The 21,901-nt window shown below is 69.3% G+C and carries 23 protein-coding genes and 1 pseudogene; 10 read left to right on the forward strand and 14 right to left on the reverse strand.

The features are described 5' to 3' along the window. Positions 1-158 precede the first annotated feature (158 nt). Positions 159-1,694 (reverse strand): peptide MFS transporter, encoded by a 1,536-nt coding sequence (locus tag ACFC79_RS33275; RefSeq protein ID WP_376248111.1) that lies wholly within the window; start codon positions 1,692-1,694, stop codon positions 159-161. A gap of 491 nt (positions 1,695-2,185) precedes the next feature. On the opposite strand from ACFC79_RS33275, the gene ACFC79_RS33280 reads away from it, so the two are divergent. Together ACFC79_RS33280 and ACFC79_RS33285 are read left to right on the forward strand one after the other, a co-directional pair. Next, positions 2,186-2,863 (forward strand): response regulator transcription factor, encoded by a 678-nt coding sequence (locus ACFC79_RS33280; protein WP_376248114.1) that lies wholly within the window; start codon positions 2,186-2,188, stop codon positions 2,861-2,863. Positions 2,864-2,877: 14 nt separating this feature from the next. Further along, on the forward strand, positions 2,878-4,143 hold the full coding sequence (locus ACFC79_RS33285) for an ATP-binding protein (protein ID WP_376248117.1): 1,266 nt from the start codon (positions 2,878-2,880) through the stop codon (positions 4,141-4,143). A gap of 9 nt (positions 4,144-4,152) precedes the next feature. On the opposite strand, the gene ACFC79_RS33290 is transcribed toward ACFC79_RS33285, so the two are convergent. Beyond that, positions 4,153-4,686 (reverse strand): GtrA family protein, encoded by a 534-nt coding sequence (locus ACFC79_RS33290; RefSeq protein WP_376248119.1) that lies wholly within the window; start codon positions 4,684-4,686, stop codon positions 4,153-4,155. A 208-nt stretch (positions 4,687-4,894) separates the two neighbouring features. Between ACFC79_RS33290 and ACFC79_RS33295 the strand changes: the two genes are divergently transcribed. Genes ACFC79_RS33295 through ACFC79_RS33305 form a run of 3 tightly spaced genes read left to right on the forward strand, consistent with a single transcriptional unit; the run spans position 4,895 to position 7,779 of the window. Then, complete coding sequence (locus ACFC79_RS33295; protein ID WP_376248122.1) at positions 4,895-6,046, forward strand: 5-(carboxyamino)imidazole ribonucleotide synthase; 1,152 nt, start codon at positions 4,895-4,897, stop codon at positions 6,044-6,046. After that, positions 6,043-6,579, forward strand: a complete 537-nt coding sequence (purE, locus tag ACFC79_RS33300; RefSeq protein ID WP_376248125.1) for a 5-(carboxyamino)imidazole ribonucleotide mutase — start codon at positions 6,043-6,045, stop codon at positions 6,577-6,579. The genes ACFC79_RS33295 and purE overlap by 4 nt, the downstream gene beginning before the upstream one ends. Before the next feature lie 6 nt (positions 6,580-6,585). Next, positions 6,586-7,779 (forward strand): dipeptidase, encoded by a 1,194-nt coding sequence (locus tag ACFC79_RS33305; RefSeq protein ID WP_376248128.1) that lies wholly within the window; start codon positions 6,586-6,588, stop codon positions 7,777-7,779. 104 nt (positions 7,780-7,883) lie between these two features. On the opposite strand, the gene ACFC79_RS33310 is transcribed toward ACFC79_RS33305, so the two are convergent. Continuing rightward, positions 7,884-8,240 carry a VOC family protein gene (locus ACFC79_RS33310; protein WP_376248131.1) on the reverse strand — a complete coding sequence of 119 codons (357 nt, stop codon included), beginning with the start codon at positions 8,238-8,240 and terminating at the stop codon, positions 7,884-7,886. A 122-nt stretch (positions 8,241-8,362) separates the two neighbouring features. Here ACFC79_RS33310 and ACFC79_RS33315 point away from each other — a divergent pair, with 122 nt between their 5' ends. Further along, entirely contained in the window at positions 8,363-8,881 is a 519-nt protein-coding gene (locus tag ACFC79_RS33315; protein ID WP_376248134.1) for a CGNR zinc finger domain-containing protein, read from the forward strand. A gap of 67 nt (positions 8,882-8,948) precedes the next feature. Here the strand turns inward: ACFC79_RS33315 and ACFC79_RS33320 are convergent, their stop codons facing one another. Further along, positions 8,949-10,292, reverse strand: coding sequence for a UDP-glucose dehydrogenase family protein (locus tag ACFC79_RS33320; protein ID WP_376248136.1), 1,344 nt, complete (start codon positions 10,290-10,292; stop codon positions 8,949-8,951). Positions 10,293-10,490: 198 nt separating this feature from the next. Between ACFC79_RS33320 and ACFC79_RS33325 the strand changes: the two genes are divergently transcribed. Further along, positions 10,491-11,648 carry an acyl-CoA dehydrogenase gene (locus ACFC79_RS33325; RefSeq protein WP_376248139.1) on the forward strand — a complete coding sequence of 386 codons (1,158 nt, stop codon included), beginning with the start codon at positions 10,491-10,493 and terminating at the stop codon, positions 11,646-11,648. 202 nt (positions 11,649-11,850) lie between these two features. Here the strand turns inward: ACFC79_RS33325 and ACFC79_RS33330 are convergent, their stop codons facing one another. From ACFC79_RS33330 to ACFC79_RS33365, 8 genes and pseudogenes are all read right to left on the reverse strand, one after another. Continuing rightward, the gene (locus ACFC79_RS33330; protein ID WP_376248142.1) at positions 11,851-12,243 is read right to left on the reverse strand and encodes a hypothetical protein; all 393 of its coding nucleotides are present in this window, start codon (positions 12,241-12,243) and stop codon (positions 11,851-11,853) included. A gap of 138 nt (positions 12,244-12,381) precedes the next feature. After that, positions 12,382-12,822 carry a glycine-rich domain-containing protein gene (locus ACFC79_RS33335; RefSeq protein ID WP_376248144.1) on the reverse strand — a complete coding sequence of 147 codons (441 nt, stop codon included), beginning with the start codon at positions 12,820-12,822 and terminating at the stop codon, positions 12,382-12,384. A gap of 468 nt (positions 12,823-13,290) precedes the next feature. Beyond that, positions 13,291-14,145, reverse strand: coding sequence for a helix-turn-helix domain-containing protein (locus tag ACFC79_RS33340; RefSeq protein ID WP_376248147.1), 855 nt, complete (start codon positions 14,143-14,145; stop codon positions 13,291-13,293). Further along, positions 14,118-14,639: a DUF6879 family protein gene (locus ACFC79_RS33345; protein ID WP_376248150.1), complete on the reverse strand. Its 522-nt coding sequence runs from the start codon at positions 14,637-14,639 to the stop codon at positions 14,118-14,120. Before ACFC79_RS33345 ends, ACFC79_RS33340 begins: the two co-directional genes overlap by 28 nt. Next, positions 14,620-14,829 (reverse strand): hypothetical protein, encoded by a 210-nt coding sequence (locus tag ACFC79_RS33350; RefSeq protein ID WP_376248152.1) that lies wholly within the window; start codon positions 14,827-14,829, stop codon positions 14,620-14,622. Before ACFC79_RS33350 ends, ACFC79_RS33345 begins: the two co-directional genes overlap by 20 nt. A 221-nt stretch (positions 14,830-15,050) precedes the next feature. Beyond that, positions 15,051-15,317, reverse strand: a complete 267-nt coding sequence (locus ACFC79_RS33355) for a hypothetical protein (RefSeq protein ID WP_376248155.1) — start codon at positions 15,315-15,317, stop codon at positions 15,051-15,053. A gap of 65 nt (positions 15,318-15,382) precedes the next feature. Beyond that, positions 15,383-16,363 (reverse strand): helix-turn-helix domain-containing protein, encoded by a 981-nt coding sequence (locus tag ACFC79_RS33360; protein WP_376248158.1) that lies wholly within the window; start codon positions 16,361-16,363, stop codon positions 15,383-15,385. A gap of 215 nt (positions 16,364-16,578) precedes the next feature. Then, positions 16,579-16,764, reverse strand: a pseudogene (locus ACFC79_RS33365) (hypothetical protein); the annotation flags it as partial. 228 nt (positions 16,765-16,992) lie between these two features. Between ACFC79_RS33365 and ACFC79_RS33370 the strand changes: the two are divergent. Together ACFC79_RS33370 and ACFC79_RS33375 are read left to right on the forward strand one after the other, a co-directional pair. Continuing rightward, positions 16,993-17,871: a helix-turn-helix domain-containing protein gene (locus ACFC79_RS33370; protein WP_376248161.1), complete on the forward strand. Its 879-nt coding sequence runs from the start codon at positions 16,993-16,995 to the stop codon at positions 17,869-17,871. Continuing rightward, on the forward strand, positions 17,868-18,077 hold the full coding sequence (locus tag ACFC79_RS33375; protein WP_376248164.1) for a DUF397 domain-containing protein: 210 nt from the start codon (positions 17,868-17,870) through the stop codon (positions 18,075-18,077). Before ACFC79_RS33370 ends, ACFC79_RS33375 begins: the two co-directional genes overlap by 4 nt. Before the next feature lie 225 nt (positions 18,078-18,302). Here the strand turns inward: ACFC79_RS33375 and ACFC79_RS33380 are convergent, their stop codons facing one another. Then, on the reverse strand, positions 18,303-19,604 hold the full coding sequence (locus ACFC79_RS33380) for an LCP family protein (RefSeq protein WP_376248167.1): 1,302 nt from the start codon (positions 19,602-19,604) through the stop codon (positions 18,303-18,305). A 119-nt stretch (positions 19,605-19,723) separates the two neighbouring features. On the opposite strand from ACFC79_RS33380, the gene ACFC79_RS33385 reads away from it, so the two are divergent. Further along, on the forward strand, positions 19,724-20,272 hold the full coding sequence (locus ACFC79_RS33385; RefSeq protein WP_376248170.1) for an acyl-CoA thioesterase: 549 nt from the start codon (positions 19,724-19,726) through the stop codon (positions 20,270-20,272). A gap of 69 nt (positions 20,273-20,341) precedes the next feature. Here the strand turns inward: ACFC79_RS33385 and ACFC79_RS33390 are convergent, their stop codons facing one another. Then, complete coding sequence (locus tag ACFC79_RS33390) at positions 20,342-21,712, reverse strand: LCP family protein (RefSeq protein WP_376248173.1); 1,371 nt, start codon at positions 21,710-21,712, stop codon at positions 20,342-20,344. Positions 21,713-21,901: the final 189 nt, after the last annotated feature.

Here is a 21,901-nt window from a genome sequence, read left to right on the forward strand (position 1 = left end):
CGGCGTGCCCCCCCCCCCAGCGGGCCCCCCGGCCGGGCGCGCCCGCGCCCGCGGGCCCCCCCCGGGGGGGGGCCCCCGCCCCCCGGGGGGGGGGGGGGGGGCCCCCCCCCCCGGGGGGGCCCCCGCCCCTCCCCTCCCGGGAGCGAGACCTGCGGGCGTCAGCGGATCTCGCCCATGTGCTCCTTGACCTTCTTGCGGTACATGAAGACCGCCACTCCCGCGAGGGCGGCCAGGACCGCCTCGATCGCGACGACCCCCGACCCGTTCAGCTCGACGCCGAAGACGGCCGGGTTCGACAGCAGGCTGGTGACGGAGTCACCGGCGGTGACCGCGAGGAACCACACGCCCATCATCTGCGAGGCGTACTTCGCCGGGGCCATCTTCGTGGTGACCGACAGTCCGACCGGGGAGATGCACAGCTCGCCCACCGTCTGGATCAGGTAGATCCCGACGAGCCACATCGGGGTCACCTTCGTGCCGTCCGAGGCGATGCCGAGCGGCAGCAGGAAGAAGAAGAACGAGACACCGACGAGGAACAGACCGGCCGCGAACTTGGCGACCGTGGACGGCTCACTGCCCCGGCGGTTCAGCCAGACCCATATCCAGGCGAAGACGGGGGCCAGCGCCATGACGAAGACCGGGTTCAGCGACTGGTACCAGGACGACGGGAACTCGAAGCCGAACAGCGAGCCGGTCGCCTTCGTCTCGCCGAACGCCTGGACCGTGGAACCGCCCTGGTCGTAGATCATCCAGAACACGGCGGCGGCCACGAAGAACCAGATGTAGCCGGTCATCTTCGACTGCTCGTCCGTCGACAGGTCCTTGTCCCGCTTGATGCGGATCAGCACCCCGGCCGGGATGATCAGGCCGATCACGGTGAGCGGGATCATCGCCCAGTTCAGGGTGAAGTGGCCGGTGGCGCCGACGATGCCGTAGAAGACCACCGCCGCGGCCAGCCAGCCGAGTCCCTTGCGCAGCCACGAGGAGCGCTCCTCGGCCGAGAGCGGCTTGGGGACCACACTGCTCTGCGCGCTGAGGTTGCGGCTGCCCAGCAGGAAGATGACCAGGCCGAGGCCCATGCCGACCGCCGCGAGCGCGAAGCCCAGGTGCCAGTTCACCGTCTGCCCGACGGTACCGATGACCAACGGGGCGAGGAAGGCACCGATGTTGATGCCCATGTAGAAGATCGTGAAGCCGCCGTCGCGCCGCGGGTCGTTCGGACCGTCGTAGAGGTGGCCCACCATCGTCGAGATGTTGGCCTTGAGCAGACCCGAACCGAGCGCCACCAGGGCGAGGCCGACGAAGAACGTCGCCTGGCCGGGCAGGGCCAGCACCAGGTGGCCGGCCATGATCGTCGCCGCCGCGACGGTGACCGTCCTGCGCGGCCCCCAGACCCGGTCGCCGAGCCACCCGCCGGGCATCGCCAGCAGGTAGACCATGGACATGTATACGGAGTAGATGGCCGTGGTGGTGGCCAGGTCCATCCCCAGCCCGCCGCCCAGACTGCCGTCCTTGGCGTCGGGGCCGCCGGAGAGCAGATAGACGACGAGCAGGGCCCGCATGCCGTAGAAGCTGAAGCGCTCCCACATCTCGGTCATGAAGAGGACGGCCAGACCACTGGGGTGGCCGAAGATCGTCTTCTCGGCTCCGGATCCAGAAGTGCTGGCCGGGTCCTTCGTCAGGCTGGACGCCATGGGTCGATCCTTGCGTGCTCGGGACGCGACGCCTCGTGAGCGTGTTGCGCCCGGTGGGGGGAGGCCGGCACCGATCCGGTCGGGAGTCCCACCCCACGCCCGGGGGGATGCGTCCCGCCCGCCGGACTCGCCGAGGAGCCGACTGACAAGGACGGGGACCGACCGCATCGGGATCCACGCCCGTCGCGCTCCTCGCGCTCCGGGCCCGGCCCGCAGGTCATTCACTGATTTCACGGCCGGTGGGTACCGGCCGGCAGAACGAAAGAGACCCTCGGCGCTAAGAGCTGCCCAAGGGTCCTTGAGTACTGCAACAGGCGTCGAGTAACCATACGACACGACAGAGTCCCATATGAACGGACTTGAGAGATGGATCACAGGTGAAAGGGGGATTGTCCTCGCCTATTCGAAGGTTCGTACCTGTTTTTCTGACGGACCCGCAGGTCCTTTCGATCGCCTGACGGCAGCCGCCCCACGCGGACTACCATCACTGCATGACCCGTGTACTGCTCGCCGAGGACGACGCGTCCATCTCGGAGCCGCTGGCCCGCGCCCTGCGTCGGGAGGGTTACGAGGTCGAGGTCCGCGAGGACGGTCCGACCGCGCTCGACGCCGGCCTCCAGGGCGGAATCGACCTGGTCGTGCTCGACCTGGGCCTCCCCGGGATGGACGGACTGGAAGTCGCCCGCAGGCTCCGTGCCGAGGGCCACACCGTGCCGATCCTGGTGCTGACCGCACGCGCCGACGAGGTCGACACCGTCGTCGGCCTGGACGCCGGCGCCGACGACTACGTGACCAAGCCCTTCCGCCTGGCCGAACTGCTCGCCCGCGTCCGCGCCCTGCTGCGCCGCGGCGCGGCCGAGCCCGCCCCGCAGCCCGCCACCCACGGGGTCCGGATCGACGTCGAGTCGCACCGGGCCTGGATGGGCGACGAGGAACTCCAGCTCACCGCCAAGGAGTTCGACCTGCTGCGGGTCCTGGTCCGGGACGCCGGCCGGGTCGTCACCCGCGACCAGCTGATGCGCGAGGTCTGGGACACCACTTGGTGGTCGTCGACCAAGACCCTCGACATGCACATCTCCTGGCTCCGCAAGAAGCTCGGCGACGACGCGGCCAACCCCCGCTACATCGCCACCGTGCGGGGCGTCGGTTTCCGCTTCGAGAAGAGCTGACGTACAGAAGCACCATGCGCCGAAGACTGATCAACTCCACGCTCGCCGTGGTGCTCGTGGTGATCGCCGTCTTCGGCGTCTCCCTCGTCATCGTCGAGAGCCGCACCATCAGCAACAGCGCCCAGGAGAGCGTCGACTCCGAGGCGCTGCGGCTGATCAGCGTCGTCGAGAGCCGGATGCTGGGGGACGAGCGGATCAATCCCTCGCTGCTCTCCCAGCAGATCTCGGGCAAACGCTACGCGCTGGTCGAGATCCCGGGCCGGGAGCCGCTCGAAGTCGGCACCCGCCCCGGGGGCAGCGTGATCAGCAGCACGGCGGAGGGGGCGCAGGGCGAGCGGGTCACCGTCGAGGAGTCCAGCTCCGCCGTCACCCGCGAGGTCGGCCGCACCCTGGTGATCATCGGGGCGGTGGCGCTGCTGGCCATCGTTTCGGCGGTGCTCCTCGCCGTGCGGCAGGCCAACAAGCTGACCTCGCCGCTCACCGATCTCGCCGAGACCGCCGAGCGGCTGGGCTCCGGCGACCCGCGCCCCCGCCACAAGCGGTACGGGGTGCCCGAGCTGGACCGGGTCGCCGACGTCCTGGACGCCTCCGCCGAGCGGATCGCCCGGATGCTGACCGCGGAACGCCGACTGGCGGCGGACGCCTCGCACCAGCTCCGCACCCCGCTGACCGCGCTCTCCATGCGGATCGAGGAAATCTCCGTCACCGACGACCCGGACACGGTGAAGGAGGAGGCGAACATCGCCCTCACCCAGGTCGAACGGCTCACCGACGTGGTGGAGCGGCTGCTGACCAACGCCCGCGACCCGCGTACCGGGTCCGCCGTCGTCTTCGATCTCGACGAGGTCGTCAAGCAGCAGATCGAGGAGTGGCGCCCGGCCTACCGGGGCGAGGGCCGCGCCATCGTCTGCTCCGGGAAACAGGGCCTGCGGGCCGTCGGCACGCCCGGCGCGGTCGCCCAGGTGCTGGCCGCACTGATCGAGAACTCGCTCATGCACGGCGGCGGCACGGTCGCGCTGCGCACCCGGGTCACCGGGAACCAGGTGGTCGTCGAGGTCACGGACGAGGGTCCGGGCGTGCGTCCCGATCTGGGCGCCCGGATCTTCGAGCGGACGATCAGCGGCCGCAATTCGACAGGGATCGGCCTCGCGGTCGCGCGGGACCTCGCGGAGGCGGACGGGGGCCGGCTCGAACTGCTCCAGCAGCAGCCGCCGGTCTTCGCGCTGTTCCTCAGCAGGGTGGCCCGGCAGAGACCGGAACCGGAACGCCCGGTGCGCTGACCGGCGCGCTCACCGCCGTACCGGGTCCGCCTCGATCCGCGGGACCTGCTCCGTACGCGCCTGTCGCAGGAACCCCTCCAGCACCTCCGGGCCCGGCGTCGCCTCCTCGGCGGGCAGCGCCTTGAAGACCCACGTCCGGTAGGACCAGAAGCGGAACAGCGTCGCTATCCCGATGCCGAGGATCTTGAAGACATTGCTCTGGAACGGGGTGTTCCAGCCGAAGCCGTACGTCGCCGCGTACAGCACACCGGTCTCGATGACCGCGCCCGCCGCGCTGAACAGCAGGAACAGCGTCAGCTCCCGGGTCCGGCCGGTCTTGTCGCGGTCCCGGTACGTCCAGTAGCGGAACCCGACGTAGTTGAAGAGGATGGCGACGACCGTGGCCAGCAGACCCGCCCGCACCACCTGGAGGTCCGTGGTGCGCCACAGCAGGTTGGACACCGCGATGTTGACCACCAGGCCCAGCGCGCCGACCGCCCCGAACTTGGCGACCTCCCGGGCCAGCCGATCCAGCCGGGCTCGCAATGCGCCACGTTCGCTCATGGTGATGGCTCAGCCCGTCTGTCGGTTACGTCAACCCGGCAATGCTATCGACCCCTCCCGCGGGGCGCCCGTGGATGACGGGACGGGACGGGGCGGGCGGGTGCGGAGGGGGCCGCGGGGCGGGCGCGGCGGGCGTCCGGGGACGCCCGGGGCGGGTGGCGAGCGGCCGTCGTCGGACGTCCGCCGGGGCGACCGATACCCTGGACGGGTGACGTTCCCGGTAGTCGGCATGGTCGGCGGCGGTCAGCTCGCCCGTATGACCCACGAGGCGGGCATCCCCCTCGGCATCAAGTTCAAGCTCCTCAGTGACACCCCCCAGGACTCGGCGGCCCAGGTGGTGAACGAAGTCGTCGTCGGCGACTATCGCGACCTGGACACGCTGCGTGCCTTCGCGCGCGGCTGCGACGTGATCACCTTCGATCACGAGCACGTACCCACCGAGCACCTGCGGGCCCTGGAGGCGGACGGCATCCCCGTGCGCCCCGGCCCCGACGCGCTGGTGCACGCCCAGGACAAGGGGGTGATGCGCGCGAAGCTCACCGCGATCGGCGCGCCCTGCCCCCGCCACCGCATCGTGGCGGACCCGGCGGACGTCGCGGCGTTCGCCGAGGAGACCGGCGGCTTCCCCGTCGTCCTGAAGACGGTCCGCGGCGGCTACGACGGCAAGGGCGTCTGGGTGGCCCGCTCCGAGGCCGACGCGGCCGAGCCCTTCCGGGCCGGTGTCCCGGTCCTGGCGGAGGAGAAGGTCGACTTCGTACGGGAGCTGGCGGCCGACATCGTCCGCTCGCCGCACGGCCAGGCCGTCGCCTACCCCGTCGTGGAGTCGATCCAGGTCGACGGGGTCTGCGACACGGTCATCGCCCCGGCGCCGGAGCTCGACGAGGGCCTGGCCGGCGAGGCCCAGCAGCTCGCCCTCCGGATCGCCGCCGAACTCGGTGTCGTCGGCCACCTCGCCGTCGAGCTCTTCGAGACCCGCGGACCCGACGGGAAGCCGGGCATCCTGGTCAACGAGCTCGCGATGCGCCCGCACAACTCCGGGCACTGGACCCAGGACGGCGCGATCACCTCGCAGTTCGCCAACCACGTCCGGGCCGTCCTGGACCTCCCGCTCGGCGACCCGCGCCCGCGCGCCCCCTGGACGGTCATGTGCAACGTCCTCGGTGGCGACTACCCGGACATGTACCAGGGCTACCTGCACTGCATGGCCCGCGACCCGCAGCTCAAGATCCACATGTACGGCAAGGACGTGAAGCCCGGCCGCAAGGTCGGACACGTCAACACCTACGGCGACGACCTGGCGGACGTGCGCGAGCGCGCCCGCCACGCGGCCGACTACCTGCGAGGAACGATCACCGAATGACCTCCATCACCGCCGCGCCGGTCGTCGGCATCGTCATGGGCTCGGACTCCGACTGGCCCGTCATGGAGGCCGCCGCCAAGGCCCTCGACGAGTTCGAGATCCGCTACGAGGTCGACGTCGTCTCCGCCCACCGCATGCCGCACGAGATGATCGCGTACGGCGAGCAGGCGGCAGAGCGCGGCCTCAAGGCGATCATCGCGGGTGCGGGCGGCGCCGCCCACCTGCCCGGCATGCTCGCCTCCGTCACTCCGCTGCCGGTCATCGGCGTCCCGGTGCCGCTGAAGTACCTCGACGGCATGGACAGCCTGCTCTCCATCGTCCAGATGCCCGCCGGCGTGCCCGTCGCGACCGTCTCGGTCGGCGGCGCGCGCAACGCGGGCCTGCTGGCCGCCCGGATGCTGGCCGCCCACGACGACGAGCTCCTGGCCCGGATGCGCGAGTTCCAGCAGGAGCTGAACGACCAGGCGACGGAGAAGGGCAGGCGGCTGCGCGCCAAGGTCCAGGGCGCCGACTCCTTCGGCTTCGGGAAGTAGGCAGCCGTGGAGCAGCTGGAGCGGGCGAGGCAGCTCCTCGCCGAGCACCCCGTCGTCGACGGCCACAACGACCTCCCGTGGGCGCTGCGCGAGCAGGTCGGCTACGACCTGGACGCCCGCGACATCGCCGCCGACCAGTCCGCCCACCTGCACACCGACATCCCCCGGCTCCGTGCCGGAGGGGTCGGCGCGCAGTTCTGGTCCGTCTACGTGCGGTCCGACATGGCGGGCGACGAGGCAGTCAGCGCCACCCTCGAACAGATCGACGTCGTCACCGAGCTGCTGGCCCGGTACCCCGCCGACCTGCGGCGCGCGCTGACCGCCGGTGACATGGAGGCGGCCCGCGCCGAGGGACGCATCGCCTCCCTGATGGGCGCCGAGGGCGGCCACTCCATCAACAACTCGCTGGGCACCCTGCGCGCCCTGCACGCGCTCGGCGTCCGGTACATGACGCTCACCCACAACGACAACATCGCCTGGGCGGACTCGGCGACCGACGAGCCGGGCGTCGGCGGCCTCTCGCCGTTCGGCCACGAGGTCGTGCGCGAGATGAACCGCGTCGGCATGCTCGTCGACCTCTCGCACGTGGCGGCCACCACGATGCGCGACGCGCTGGACACCTCCACCGCGCCGGTGATCTTCTCGCACTCGTCCTCGCGGGCGATCTGCGACCACCCGCGCAACATCCCCGACGACGTCCTCGGCAGGCTCCCGGCCAACGGCGGCATCGCCATGGCCACCTTCGTACCGAAGTTCGTCCTGCCCGCCGCCGTCGCCTGGACGCAGGCCGCGGACGAGAACATGCGCGCCCACGGCCTGCACCACCTCGACACCACCGAGCGGGCCATGCGGATCCACGCCGACTTCGAGGCGGTCCACCCTCGCCCGACGGCCACCGCGGCCACCATCGCCGACCACCTCGACCACATGCGCGAGGTCGCCGGGATCGATCACATCGGCATCGGCGGCGACTACGACGGGACCGCCTTCCTCCCCGACGGCCTCCAGGACGTCTCCGGCTACCCGAACCTGGTGGCGGAACTGCTGGGCCGCGGCTGGTCCGCCGCCGACCTGGCCAAGCTCACCTGGCGCAACGCCGTGCGGGTGCTGGGCGATGCGGAGGCCGTCGCCCGCGACCTCGGTGCCCGCCGAGGCCCGTCGCACGCCACCATCGAGCAACTGGACGGCCCGACCGGCTGACGCCGGACCCGGACAACCGCCGAACACAGGGGCACCCCTTCACGAAGGGGTGCCCCTGCCGTCTTCCGGACCGCGCACGGGCTACCGCCCGGGGGAGCGGGCGCTCAGCTCTTGCAGAGGCAGAACGGGTGCCCCGCCGGATCGGCGTAGACCCGGAACGTCCGCTCCCGGTCCTCCGCCTCCAGCACCGTCGCGCCCAGCGCGAGCACCTCGCGCTCCGCCGCGTCCAGATCCGCGACGAGCAGATCCAGGTGGAACTGCTGCGACCGGTCCGCGCGCGGCCACGCCGGGGGGACGTATCCGGGCGCGGACTGGAAGGCGATCGTGGCCGCACCCCCGGTCAGCTCCACCCAGCCGTCCTTCCCCTCCACCTCTCCGCCGAGCAGCCCGGCGTAGAAACCGGCGAGCGCGACGGGGTCGGCGCAGTCCAGGACAACCGCACCCAGTGTGGCGACAGCCATGACACTTCCTCCTCCGGAGATCCTTCATCAGCAAGGCGTTACCGCTTGAGTCGCTTAACCGGTAACCGCTACTGCATGCTGCCCCAAGAGGGGTGACACCGCAAGGGAGTAACGTCGCGACCATGAGCGAGAAGGATTCCGCGCCCGGCGCACTCGCGCTGATCGAGTCCCTGGTCAACACCCTGGACGTCGAGACCGGCGCGGACACTCTCGACACCGCGGACGGGCGCGCGGCCCTCGGGCTCGCCGAAGCGGATCTGCCGGACGCCCGAGCTCTGCGCGAGGCGCTCCGTGCCGTCTGCCTCGCGCACGCCGGTCACCACCCGGCCGGGGCGGAGGCCGCGGCGCCCTCCCCGCTCGACCGGCTCCTCGCGGCGGCGCCGCTGCGCGTCACGGTGGACGTGGCGGGCACCGCCTCGCTGCGGCCCGCTGCGGAACCGGCCGGCCTGACCGCCCGGGTCGCGGCGGCCATCGCCGCGGCGGCGGCCGACGGCACCTGGGCCCGGCTCAAGGCGTGCGAGGCGGAGAACTGCCGGTGGGTCTACTACGACCGCAGCCCGGCCGGCCGCCGCCGCTGGTGTTCCATGTCGGTGTGCGGCGCCCGCGCCAAGATGCGCACCTACCGCGCGAAGCGCGGCTGACGCGTGCGACGGCCCCGCGCCGCCGATGAGGCAGGTGGCGCGGGGCCGTCGCACGGCGGTCGGGCGGTCAGGCCGTCGGACGTCCCATCGCCCGGTACGTCCAGCCGGCATCGCGCCACAGTTCGCCGTCGAGCGCGTTGCGGCCGTCCAGGACGATCCGGCGGGACACGACCGCGCCGAGCGCCGCCGGGTCCAGCTCGCGGAACTCGCGCCACTCCGTCAGGTGCAGCACCACGTCCGCGCCGCGCACCGCCTCCAGCGCCGATTCGGCGTAGCCGAGGGTGGGGAAGAGGCGCCGGGCGTTCTCCATGCCCTTCGGGTCGAAGACCGTGACCTGGCCGCCCTGGAGGTGGATCTGCCCTGCCACGTTCAGGGCCGGCGAGTCCCGTACGTCGTCCGAGTCCGGCTTGAACGTCGCGCCCAGCACCGCCACCCGCCTGCCGAGGAACGAGTCCCCGCCCACGGCCTCCCGGGCCAGCTCCACCATGTGGCCCCGGCGCCGCATGTTGATCGAGTCGACCTCGCGGAGGAAGGTCAGCGCCTGGTCGGCGCCCAGCTCACCGGCGCGCGCCATGAAGGCCCGGATGTCCTTGGGCAGGCAGCCGCCGCCGAAGCCGATCCCGGCCCGCAGGAACTTCGACCCGATCCGCTCGTCGTGCCCGATCGCCTCGGCCAGCTTCTTCACGTCTCCGTCGGCGGCCTCGCAGACCTCCGCCATGGCGTTGATGAAGGAGATCTTGGTGGCCAGGAAGGAGTTGGCCGCGGTCTTCACCAGTTCGGCGGTCGGGAAGTCCGTCACCACGAACGGCGACCCCTCGGCGAGCGGCACCGCGTACACCTCGCGCAGCAGCTTCTCGGCCCGTTCGCTCGCCACGCCGACGACGATCCGGTCCGGGTGCAGGGTGTCCTCGACGGCGAAGCCCTCGCGCAGGAACTCCGGGTTCCAGGCCAGCTCGGCGTCCGCGCCGGCCGGGGCCAGCTCCGCGAGCCGCGCGGCCAGCCGGGCCGCCGAGCCCACCGGCACCGTCGACTTGCCGACGACCAGGGCGGGCCGGGTCAGATGCGGGGCCAGCGACTCGAAGGCGCTGTCCACGTAGCTCATGTCGCAGGCGTACTCGCCGTGCTTCTGCGGCGTGTTCACGCACACGAAGTGCACATCGCCGAAGGCCGCCACGTCCTCCCAGGAGGTGGTGAACCGCAGCCGTCCGGAAGATCCCTCGATGCCCGCCACGTGCTTGCGGAGCAGCTCCTCCAGTCCCGGCTCGTACATCGGGACCCGGCCGGCGCCCAGCATCTCGATCTTCTCGGGCACGACGTCGAGGCCGAGCACCTCGAAACCCAGTTCCGCCATGGCCGCGGCGTGGGTGGCGCCGAGATAGCCGGTGCCGATCACAGTGATCCTGAGGGCCATGCAGTGCTCCTGGAAGATGCGGACAGACGTGCGGTGAACGAGCATAGTCGTGCCCCCGAAGGCCCGGTTTCCGGCTGCCTGCGCGGGTTGTGGACCCCTGTCGTGAAGCTCACGCACGCATGGCATAGGACAAGCCGGGGAGCTCGCTCTAAAATTGGGTTACTTAACGGTAGTTAGCTTTGTTGGGGAGTGAGCGTCTTGGCGGGTTCGACCGATTTCGACCTGTACCGTCCGGCGGAGGAGCACGACCTGCTCCGCGAGACGGTGCGCGCGCTCGCCGAGGCGAAGATCGCCCCGCACGCGGCGGCGGTCGACGAGGAGGCGCGCTTCCCGCAGGAGGCCCTCGACGCCCTCACGGCCGCCGACCTGCACGCCGTGCACGTGCCCGAGCAGTACGGCGGCGCGGGCGCCGACGCCCTCGCCACGGTCATCGTGATCGAGGAGGTGGCCCGCGTCTGCGCCTCCTCCTCCCTCATCCCGGCCGTGAACAAGCTCGGCTCGCTCCCGGTGATCCTCTCCGGCTCCGAGGACCTGAAGAAGAAGTACCTGGGCCCGCTCGCCAAGGGCGACGGCATGTTCTCGTACTGCCTCTCCGAGCCCGACGCGGGCTCGGACGCGGCGGGCATGAAGACCCGCGCGGTGCGCGACGGCGACTTCTGGGTGCTGAACGGCGTGAAGCGCTGGATCACCAACGCGGGCGTCTCCGAGTACTACACGGTCATGGCCGTCACCGACCCGACCAAGCGCTCCAAGGGCATCTCCGCCTTCGTCGTCGAGAAGTCGGACGAGGGCGTCTCCTTCGGCGCCCCGGAGAAGAAGCTCGGCATCAAGGGCTCGCCGACCCGCGAGGTCTACTTCGACAACGTCCGCATCCCCGCCGACCGCATGATCGGCGAGGAGGGCACCGGCTTCGCCACCGCGATGAAGACCCTGGACCACACCCGCATCACCATCGCGGCGCAGGCCCTCGGCATCGCCCAGGGCGCCCTCGACTACGCCAAGGGCTACGTCCAGGAGCGCAAGCAGTTCGGCAAGCCGATCGCCGACTTCCAGGGCATCCAGTTCATGCTCGCCGACATGGCCATGAAGCTGGAGGCGGCCCGCCAGCTCACCTACTCGGCCGCCGCCAAGTCCGAGCGCGTCGACGGGGACCTGACCTTCTTCGGCGCCGCGGCCAAGTGCTTCGCCTCCGACGTCGCGATGGAGATCACCACGGACGCGGTCCAGTTGCTCGGCGGCTACGGCTACACGCGGGACTACCCGGTGGAGCGGATGATGCGCGACGCCAAGATCACCCAGATCTACGAGGGCACGAACCAGGTCCAGCGCATCGTCATGGCGAGGAACCTGCCGTAGCAAGGTTTTCGCAGGTCAGCGGCCATTCTCGATGGCTCGCGGACGGTGATCGGCTTCCGGCCCTGCTTCCAGGTCGGCCTTGGGTACCGTGCTGAGGAGATCCTGGGCGGAGACCGGGCTAGGAAGTGCCGCTGACCTGCATGAACGACATGGCCCCGGCGTGCCGGGGCCATGTTCCGTTCGGCGGGATCCTGGGTGGTGGTCAGGCGGTGTAGATCGTGGGGCGCTGCGCCACCTGGTCGGAGGTGAGTCCTTCCATGGTCAGGTTGCCCGTCCAGAGCTGGTCGCGGTTGGCGTAGGTCGCATCCAACCGGACGCGCTTGCCGCCCGGCTTCAGTTTCCACTTCTGCTTCTGGAACTGCGCTACGCGGTCGCTGCCGCACACGAATGCCCGGGTCGCCTGCGTGAGCACCCACTGGGCCAGTTCCTTCTCTCCGGCCGTGGGCCGTCCGCAGTTGCGGGCCATCTGCCATAGACGCCCCCACTCGACTCCCGGGGTCAGCGGGCCGACGACGGCCACGTCCCCGATACGCCGCTCGTCAAGATGGTGGGTGGCATACCCGAAGACCACGCCGAACACGGCGAATACGGTCACCCTGCTACTCCCTGACAGGTCCTCGTCGGATGCTATGGGCGGTACCTTTGCTCGGGGCAGGACCCAGGTACCTGTGACGTGCCCGGGTCCTGCTTCGTACGAGGGGATCACGCCGCGATCCCCGTGCCTGTCAGCGGCTCAGCAGCACGGGCCGTCGCCGCAGCACGCGGGCTGGTTGCACTCGGCCGCAGTGCCCCACAGCCGGGCGTCGACGTCGAACCCGGCGAGCTTGATCCGGTCGACCACGGATACCATCAGTCCGCACGTCCGCACCTTGGAATTCGGGGCGTGGTGGACGAAGAAGCCGAACTGCTCGTGGCACCAGTCGGCGTACTCCTGCGTGTGGAGCATGAACGTGTGCCAGCCGGGGTCCACCCGCTGACTGGGTGCCATGTCGTACGCCTTCTGGCTGCCCAGGACATACACGAACGCGATGGCCTGGTCCATCACGCGGTCGGCCACAACCGGCTCAAGGCCGTACTCGTCTGCACAGAACGCAGTCAGGCGCTCGAATAGTTCGGGACTGACAAGGTCCCGCCCGTGCCGCAAGGCGACAGGCGTTTCCAGCATGGTCGTCATCGTGTGACTCCTTCTGTCGTTGGGGAGATCAGGCAGTGGACGGAGTGGGAAGCGGTGCCCGCCAGTACCACCGGACTTGTCGTGGAGGTCCGTCTTCTTCGGCTGCGGCATGCCTTGCTGCTCGCTGTCGCCGCTCACTCGGCCACCCGCAGGACGAGTGCCACGTCCGTGAATCTCCGGGCAAATATGTCGTGCCCGGTCAGTCCGGTGTGGGCCATGCACCGACGGTCCACATCGGCCACGTAGCCGGCGTGCCAGTGGGCAACGATCGGTTCCCGTCCCGGCGCCCGAGCGTTCCTCGCAGGGCGGGCAGATCGGACCGGATGCGTTTCAGTCATGCGCGGCACGTCTCACACCTCTGCGTGTGGGCGGCGTGCTCGAATTCGCCCGTCCTGGTCGACATTGCGCACCCTTCACAGCTGTTTTCGGGGATCGACAGCCAATGATGGACAGGTGCGGTGCGTGGTTCTAGTCGATTTCCTGTTCCCTCAAGAAGTCATCCCGGATACTTGCGACGAGGTTCCGCATGTTGTCGCCCGAAAGGGCGACTCTGCCGAAGGTGTCAAACTTGTCTTCGTACAGCTCGATGTCCCGTATTTCACCGGTCGTGATTTCAGCATGAGGGATTTCGATGATTGCGAGCCGACTGTCGAAGAGTACAAACGAGGATGTGGGTGGAGCAGGTGCGGGTGCACTCAATGGAACGATGTCAATTTTGACGTTCGGCATCCGTGACATGGCGATGAGCTTGTCGAGCTGTGCAGCCATCATGGGTTTCGGAATCAGTTGCCACCTGAGTACCGGTTCAAAGATTAGAAAACTAAACTTCCGGGCTCTGGCGTAGAGGATTTCTTGACGGCGTAGGCGTGCGCCGATCATTTTCTCCAGGGCATCGTTGGTCAGCTCTGAGCTCCGCTGAACTCCCCGGATGTATTCGGGAGTCTGGAGAAGTCCGGGAATGCAGGAGGGTTGGAATACCCTGAGCAGGGTTGTTCGGGCCTCGATGGCCTGGATCTCTCTCTGGTGCTTGTACAGGCCGGTGCGTCGGTATATGCGCCACGCCGTAGCCTCTGTGGCTACCCTGCGGGCCGCCTCGGTCAGATCCCCTTTTATCTCGGCGGGAACGTCCAGAGCCTCCAGGACGCGCTCGACATCAAGAACGGAAGGGGGTAGTGACCCGTTCTCAATCTTGCTCAGTTTGCTTGGAGACATGGCTGCGCTGCGGGCAACTGCTTTCGCCTGCTTCCCGCTGGCCACTCGCAATTCCCGCAGCGCTTTGCCCAGGTCGGTTCTGTTCACGTTTCCCCGTACTGCTCCCACCATTCAGCGAATGGTACGGAGCGGCTCAGGGCCAGATCGCGGTGGTTCATCCATTCCGCAGGGTCCGAATGGAGCTCGGCCCCCAGGAATTTTCCGCCTTCTCCGTAGTTCATCGAGACTGTGGAGGATTCGTCAAACATCCAGAAATCTGGAACCCCTTCCAGTGGGTTCGGTTGAGCTGTGATGTCCAGGATGAAGAACTCTTCTCCAGATTTCGCGTTCTTGCGGTAACCCCAGCTGAGTTCGAATCGGAGGTAGTCCGTCATGGGGCGTGAGAGGATGTGAACGCGGTACATGCGCCTTCCATTCTCAACGTTCCCGCGTACTTCCTCGGCCCATTCCTGGTTGTAGTTGTCCGGCTGAGGCTCACCAGCCAGGAATGCGCGGATCATTTCCGGGTCAGATGATCCGCTGTAGTCGTCCAGGGTCTCAAGCCGGAAAGCTTCCCGGTGGAAGTTGGAGAAAAGCTTCTCGAACTCAGCGGGCGAGATGCTCATGCGCGTACCTCTCGATGATTCCAGCAGGGATACGGACCACGGACTCACCGGCAGGGATCTCGACGCCGACCATGGCCTCCGCATCCTCTACGTCGTAGCCCTGCACAAGGAGGTCCCCGGTTTCCGCCACGCGGTACAGCGTGGCGCACGACCCTTTCTCGCACTCCCCGACCAGCCGTGTCACTGCCATGCCGCCCCCTGCTGTGAGGTCTTCGGTTGTGTCTTGTTCGATGCTCCTGGCTCTGTAACAGCAGGGTCAAGGCACCACAGTTGAGAGAACAGGAAACCAGGGCGGTCGGCCGAATCGCGTCGGTAGCCGACGCCTGCCTCCGGTCCTGGGGCTACGGCCTGACGCTCTTTGCGAGACTGCGCTGCCGCGGAAACACTCCTTGCCCGTGAGGGCGAGCCACGTCAGAAGGTGACTTGACCGACCGCTCCACAGGTGGGGCACCGGCCAGTGGTGAAGACTTTCTCGGCGGTGGTGGCGGTGGCGGCACGGATGAGCCACTGGCGCAGGAGGGGGAGATCGTAGCAGGTGTCAATTTGCTCGCGGACCTCGTCGGCGATGGCGATTCCGCGTGCTTCGAGGACGACGAGGAGAGCTTCGGAGAGGACCTCGGCTCGGCCTTTGTTCCGGATTTCTTCCGGCACGGAGGGCTTGTGGAAGGAGAGGCTCATGGCTCCAGGGTTCCTCTGTTGTCGTATGACCGGGCAGTTGCCCGGGTGCTGTGTGGTGCTTCCCGTCAGGCGGCCGTGAGCTGTTCGGTGCGGCAGTCGCGGCAGTGGCCGGGGTGGTGCGAGCGGAAGGCGCGGTCGCAGTGGTCGCAGTTCTGGAGCGGGGGAACGGTGGCGTCGGGGTGGCGGGTGGGTGTGACGTCGCGGGTTCCCGGCAGGGGTGGTGGCAGGAGTGTGGTGATCCGGTGGCGCAGGAGTCTGGCCGGGTGCTTGAGGGGAGTGGGGAGGTTGGTGGTGAGGGTGTGTCGGATGGTGTCGGGGTGGGTGTCGCGTTCGAGCCAGGTGGCGAGGCCGGGGGCGAGGGTGTGGATGTCGTGCTCGGAGAGGACGAGTTGAGGCGTGTGGCGGCGCAGGTCGGCGAGGAGCGCGGTGGCCGTGCGCAGGAGCTCCGGGGTGAGTTGTTGCGGCTGGGGGAGCGGGGGCGGTGGTGGTGCCGTGCGTGTGGCGGGGGTCGGTTGCGGCTGCGGTGCGGGCGTTGGGGGCGGTGCGGCGACCGGGACGGGGCGCGGTCCGGGAGCGGTCGCGGGTGGTGATGACGGCGGTGGTGATGATGCGGGCGGCGTGGTCGGCTTGCGGGCAGCGGTACGTGTCCGAGGGGGTGTTGTGACGGGACGGGTGGTGGCGTCGGGTTGGTTGTACGAGGTGGTGCGGGTGACGATGCGGCCGTCGGTGAGGCGTACGCGGCTGCGGTGGAGGTAGCCGTGGGCTTCGAGTTCGCGCAGGGCGGCGGCGATGCGGGTTTCGCTCTCGGGGAAGCGTTCGGCGAGGTGTTTGATGCCGATCCTGGCCCCGGTGGGGAGCGACTGGATGTGGGCGGCGAGCCCGATCGCGACGAGGGAGAGTCCGCGGTGCTGGGTGAGGTGGTTGCCGATGACGGTGAAGCCCGCGGCATGCCGGACCTTGACGTGGATGACACCGGATGACGGTGTGGCGTCCCCGGGAACGGGGGACGGGGCGTGCGGGGGCACGGTAATCTGCGAGGCACCCATCGGGAAGCTCCTACTTCCTCGGTGGTCAGGCCCCCGGTCGAGACTGCGAATCTCGTCGGGGGCCGTCGCATGTCTGGAGTTGTCGCGGCGAGCATAGGCCGATCAACCCACCCGAAATCCAGCTCAGTTGCCCCATGTCACCCGAGTGAGTGACGAGTGTGGGACGGGGGACGGGTTGGGTTGGGGAGGGTGATTTCCCCAGGTTCTTAAAAGCCTTATACGTCGTGGAAAACGGGGACGCGGCTCACCGGGTCGCGGAATTCCGCGACCCGGTGGAGCGGTCGCGGTACGAGGTCGAGTTCGGCCCAGACCGTCTTGCGGGGGACGGGTCCGATGACGGTGCCTCAGCGGTCGGCGAGTGCTTCGACGGTGAGCAGGCCGCGCCGGGATTCCGCTGGGGGAGAGCGGCACGGTGAACTGCCGGGTGGGGGCGGAATGTTCGGTTCGGGTGATGTGTTGGTTCACGCCGCTCAGTGTGGCCGCGCCCGCGTACCGTGAACAGCAACCAGGCCCCTACGTACGGTCATTGTCCCGCGCTTGTCCAGTGCTGTCCCGGCTGTCCGGGGTGACGTGTGGGAGACACCGGGGGTTGAGTCAGGAACGGCAAGCGCATCGGAAGTGGGGCACGGATGAGCGTGGATGAAGTGGGTGCGGAACGCGGCGACTCCGGGGCGGACGAGCCGGGCTGGGACATCGACCCGGACGACGAGTCGGGAGCGGCCGTGGTTGCGACGGTGGGCCGTCAGATCAAGGCGTGGCGGGAGGCCGCAGGGCTGCGGGCCGGCGAGTTCGGGGCCGCGATCGGGTACGGGGAGGATCAGGTCTACAAGGTGGAGGGCGGCCTTCGCATCCCCCGGCCCGAGTTCCTGGACAAGGCGGACGAAGTGCTGGGCGCGGGCGGGAAGATCACCGCGATGAAGCAGGACGTGGCAGAGGTCCGGTACCCGAAGAAGATCCGGGACCTGAAGAACATGGAGAAGCGGGCGGTCGAGATGGGGTTGTACAGCAACCACAGCATCCATGGTCTGTTGCAGACGCCGGAGTATGCGCGGGCGCTGTTCGAGATGAGGCGGCCCGCGTACTCGCAGGAAGAAGTGGAGCGAGTGCTGGCCGCGCGCATGGCCAGGCAGGTGGTCTTCGAGAGGTCACCCGCCCCTGCGCTCAGTTTCGTACAGGAAGAGGTGACGCTGTGCCGCCCCATCGGGGGCACAATGGTGCTGCGTCGACAGCTCGAACGGCTTCTGGAAATCGGGCAGTTGCGAAACGTCGAGATTCAGGTGATGCCGACCGATCGCGAGGATCACGCGGGGATGGACGGCGGAATTGAGGTGTTGAAGTTCGGGGACGGTACCGCGGTGGGGCGGTCGGGCGGAGCCTTCGCCGGGCGGCCGGTCTCCGATCCGAAGCAGCTCAGGATCCTTGAGTTGCGCTATGGGATGATCCGGGCCCAGGCTCTCACGCCACGGGAGTCGTTGGCTCTCATCGAAAAACTGCTGGGAGAGACATGATCCGCAAGACCTCTGCCGGGGATGCTTCCGAGCTGGAGTGGTTCAAGAGCAGCTACAGCAGTGGCAGTGAAGGAGACTCCTGCGTCGAGATCGCCGCTTCCCCGGGCGCGGTGCACGTCCGGGATTCCAAGGACGTCCAGGGCCCTCGTCTGGCCTTCGGCCCCGACGCCTGGGCGGGCTTCGTCTCCTACGCCGCCGAGCGCTGATCCCGTACGCGGCCGGGCGCTGATACCGCGCGTTCCGGGGCGCTTTCCCGATTTCTCGTACCGTCCGTTCATGGGCTCGGCGCACCGGGTGCGTGAGCGATCGCCGACAGGCGCCGCCGGATCACCTCGCCATCAATGCGCGGCGCCGGGACGACCCGGTGTCCGCGTGCGGACGAACGGAAGAGCCCGGACGGCGAGCCGTCCGGGCCACGTGGTCGGGCGTCGTCAGTTCTGGGGGACGGTGATCTTCTCGTCCTTGTTGAGCTGGTCCACCAGCTGCTCGACCTTGGCCTTGTCCCAGACCAGATTGCTGCCGATGTTGCCGGAGATCGGCATGTTCATCGACGTGCCGTCGCCGCCCGTGACGCCCTTCATGGCGAAGAACATCTGCCCCAGGTCCCAGAGCGACATGTCCTTGTCCACGATCAGGGTGTCCAGGCCGGCGCCCATCGTCGGGTACAGCTTGAACGGGTTGAGGATCGTGGACGGCGTCGCCGTCTGGCTCGCCAGCGCGGCGAGGAACTTCTGCTGGTTCTTGGTCCGGGCCAGGTCCGCCTCGGCGAACGCGTACCGGGTGCGGACGAACGCCAGCGACTGCTCACCGTTCAGCGTCTGCTTGCCGGCCTGGAAGTCGGCGCCGGACTTCTTGTCCTTGAACGCCTTGGGGATGTCCAGCTCCACCCCGCCGATCGCGTCCACGATCTGGGCGAAGCCGCCGAAGCCGATCTCGACGTAGTGGTCGATGTGCAGCCCGGTGTTGAACTCGATCGTGCGGACGAGGAGTTCGGGGCCGTCCATGGCGTACGCGGCGTTCAGCTTGGTGGAGCGGCCCTGGCCCGGGTAGAGCTTGCCGGAGTCGGAACCCTTGAACGAGGGGATCTCGACGTTCGAGTCGCGGGGGAGGGAGATCAGCGTCGGCCCGTTCGACCCGTCGTGCAGGATCATCATCGAGTCGGTCCGCTTGCCCTCGGCGGAGCCGGTGTGCAGCTTCTTCTTGTCCTCGTCGGTCATGCCCTCGCGGCTGTCGGAACCGACGATCAGGTAGTTGGTGCCGTCGCCCGCCTTCGGCCGCTCGATGACCTTGGAGAGGTCCACCTCGCGCTTGAGCTTGGAGTCGGCCCAGAAGTACGTGCCGATGGAGACCACGAGCACCACGACGACCAGGGACAGCGCGCCGATCTTTATTCGGCGGCCCCAGTCCGGCGCCGGGCCTCCCTGCGCCGGGTTCCCCCGGACGTATCCGCCGTCCCCCCGGCCGCCGTCGCCGCCCTGGCCCCGGCCGCCGCCGTAGACCTGGCCCGTGTTGTAGCCGCTGTCGTATCCGGCATCGGCGCCGTGGCCCGCGGCGTACTGCGGGGGGTTCGCCGGGCGCCGCGGCCGGGGCGGTGCGGGGCGCTGCGGCGGTGTGCCGGGCCGCTGGACGTGCCGCATCACCCGGGCACCCTCGGGCTGGTCGTTTCTGCTGCCCCGCCCGTAGCGGTCGCCGCTGCGGTTGTCGTCGCTCCAGCCCTCGGGCCAATCGTTCATGTGGACCAGTGTGCAGGCCGGGTGCCTCGCTCTTACAGGGGGTGGGCGAAATCGCACCGGGCCTGTTGCGAAGCTGATGCATTGCCGTCGGGCTGGCCGCCCCGCATAAGGTGGACGGTATGACAGATCAGGCCACGCTTCCGGAGAGCGGCATTCCGGGCAAGCCGACCGCGGCGTCCCGGACCACTCTCAGCCACATCATGACCGGCAGTGACACCAACCTGCTGGGTACGGTGCACGGTGGCGTGATCATGAAACTTGTCGACGACGCGGCGGGTGCCGTGGCCGGACGGCACTCCGGCGGGCCCGCGGTGACGGCGTCGATGGACGAGATGGTCTTCCTGGAGCCGGTCCGCGTGGGCGATCTCGTCCACGTCCGCGCGCAGGTCAACTGGACCGGCCGCTCCTCGATGGAGGTCGGCGTCCGGGTCATGGCCGAGCGGTGGAACGAATCCACCCCCGCCCAGCAGGTCGGCAGCGCGTATCTGGTGTTCGCCGCCGTGGATGCGGACGGGAGGCCGCGCCCGGTGCCGCCGGTGGTCCCGGAGACCGAGCGGGACAAGCGGCGCTACCAGGAGGCGCAGATCCGGCGCACCCACCGGCTGGCCCGGCGCCGCGCCATCAAGGAGCTGCGCGAGCAGCGCGCGGCGGACGGCATCGACGACTGAGCCGGTCACGGCCCGGGGCGAGGGCGACCGGCGCCGGCCCCGGTCGCGGGCGCCGGGCGTCACGCACGGTCAGCGGCAGGCCACCTGGTCGCCGGTGACGGTGCCGAACTCGCCCCGTTCCGGGTCCTCGGCCCGCACCGGCCGCACCTTCGCGAAATCTGTGCCGACCGTCACTCTCATCGTGGAACCCTGCCCGGTCACCGCCCGCAGCTCGGACCCGGGCAGCGCCTCGGCCAGGGACTTCGCGGACCGGTCCCAGCGCGGGTCGTAGGTGATCAGGGTGCGTTCCCGCTCGCCCGGCTCGCCGTTCAGCGGGGTGCGCGTGGTGTCGAAGCCGGTGGCGTGCAGGGCGTCGTCGGCCCTTCTGCCGAGCCCCTCCCGCGGGGTCCCGTTGTAGACCTGGACCCGGACGCGCTGCGGGGCGACCCCGACCGGTACCGCCTCCGGGTGCCGCTCGGCCGGGCGCCGGGGGGCGAGCGGCTTGTCGTCGCGCAGTGCCCGGAAGAGCTTCTCCGCCTTCTTCTCGTCCCACTTCACCGTGGAACCGATGCCCTTGACGGGGAAGGCGACGTCCTGCAACGGCACCGAGGCGAACTCGGACGAGGCCGGTGAGAAGCCGCGCATGGCCTGTCCCAGCTCCAGCATCTGTTCCGTGCCGAACCCCCGGTCGGCCCGGACGGAGCCCAGCATCGTCGAGGCGACGTCCTGGAACTTCACCGGGTTCAGCAGGACGCCGCTGCTGGTCGCCTGCTTGATCAGCGAGGCGAGGAACTTCTGCTGGCGCTGCATCCGGCCCAGGTCGGAGGCCCCGTCGACGTGCCGGGAGCGCACGAACTGGAGCGCCTGCCCGCCGTTCAGCTCATGGGTGCCCGCGGCGAGATCGAGGCCGCTGTAGGAGTCCTTCAGCGGCCGGGCCGTGCAGATCTGCACTCCGCCCAGGGTGTCCACGGTCCTCATGAAGCCGGTGAAGTCGACCTCCAGGTAGTGGTCGATCTTGACGCCCGTCATGTGCTCGACCGTCCGCACAGTAAGGCCCGGGCCGCCCTCGGCATAGGCGGCGTTCAGCTTCACCGGGTGCGCGGAGTGCGTTTTTCCGGTGGTCAGGTCCTTGTGCTCGGGGACCTGGGCGTAGCTGTCGCGCGGGAGCGAGACGACGCTCGCGCGTTCCTTGTCCGCCGAGAGGTGGACCAGCATCACGGTGTCGGTGCAGTTGCACGGGGCCCCGCCCAGCCGGTACTTCTCCTTCTCCTCCGGGGTGATCCGGTCGCGGCCGTCGGTGCCGACGAGCAGCAGGTTCATGCCGTGCCCGGCCCGGGGCCGGTTCTTCATGTCCTTGAACGGATCGACCCGGTCGATGCCCGTCTCCAGGCCGGTCACCACCGCGTGGCCGATCCCGCCGGCCCCGAGGACGAGCACGGAGAGACCGGTCACCACGCGCATGCCCCAGCGCGGTCGCTCGTCCTGCCTCCTCGGCCCGAGGGGCGGCGGCACCGCGCGGGACCGCGGCGAACGGGGGGAGGGACGCGTCGTGGGCACGGGGGAACCTCCGCGGTGCGAGGGGACCGTTCGCACAGTAGGTCCATATGATCTGCGGACCGCGATGCCACCCGGTGGCGCGCCCCCGGGTCC

Origin of the sequence: Streptomyces sp. NPDC056061, from assembly GCF_042266885.1 — a bacterium.
Classification (GTDB): Bacteria; Actinomycetota; Actinomycetes; order Streptomycetales; family Streptomycetaceae; genus Streptomyces.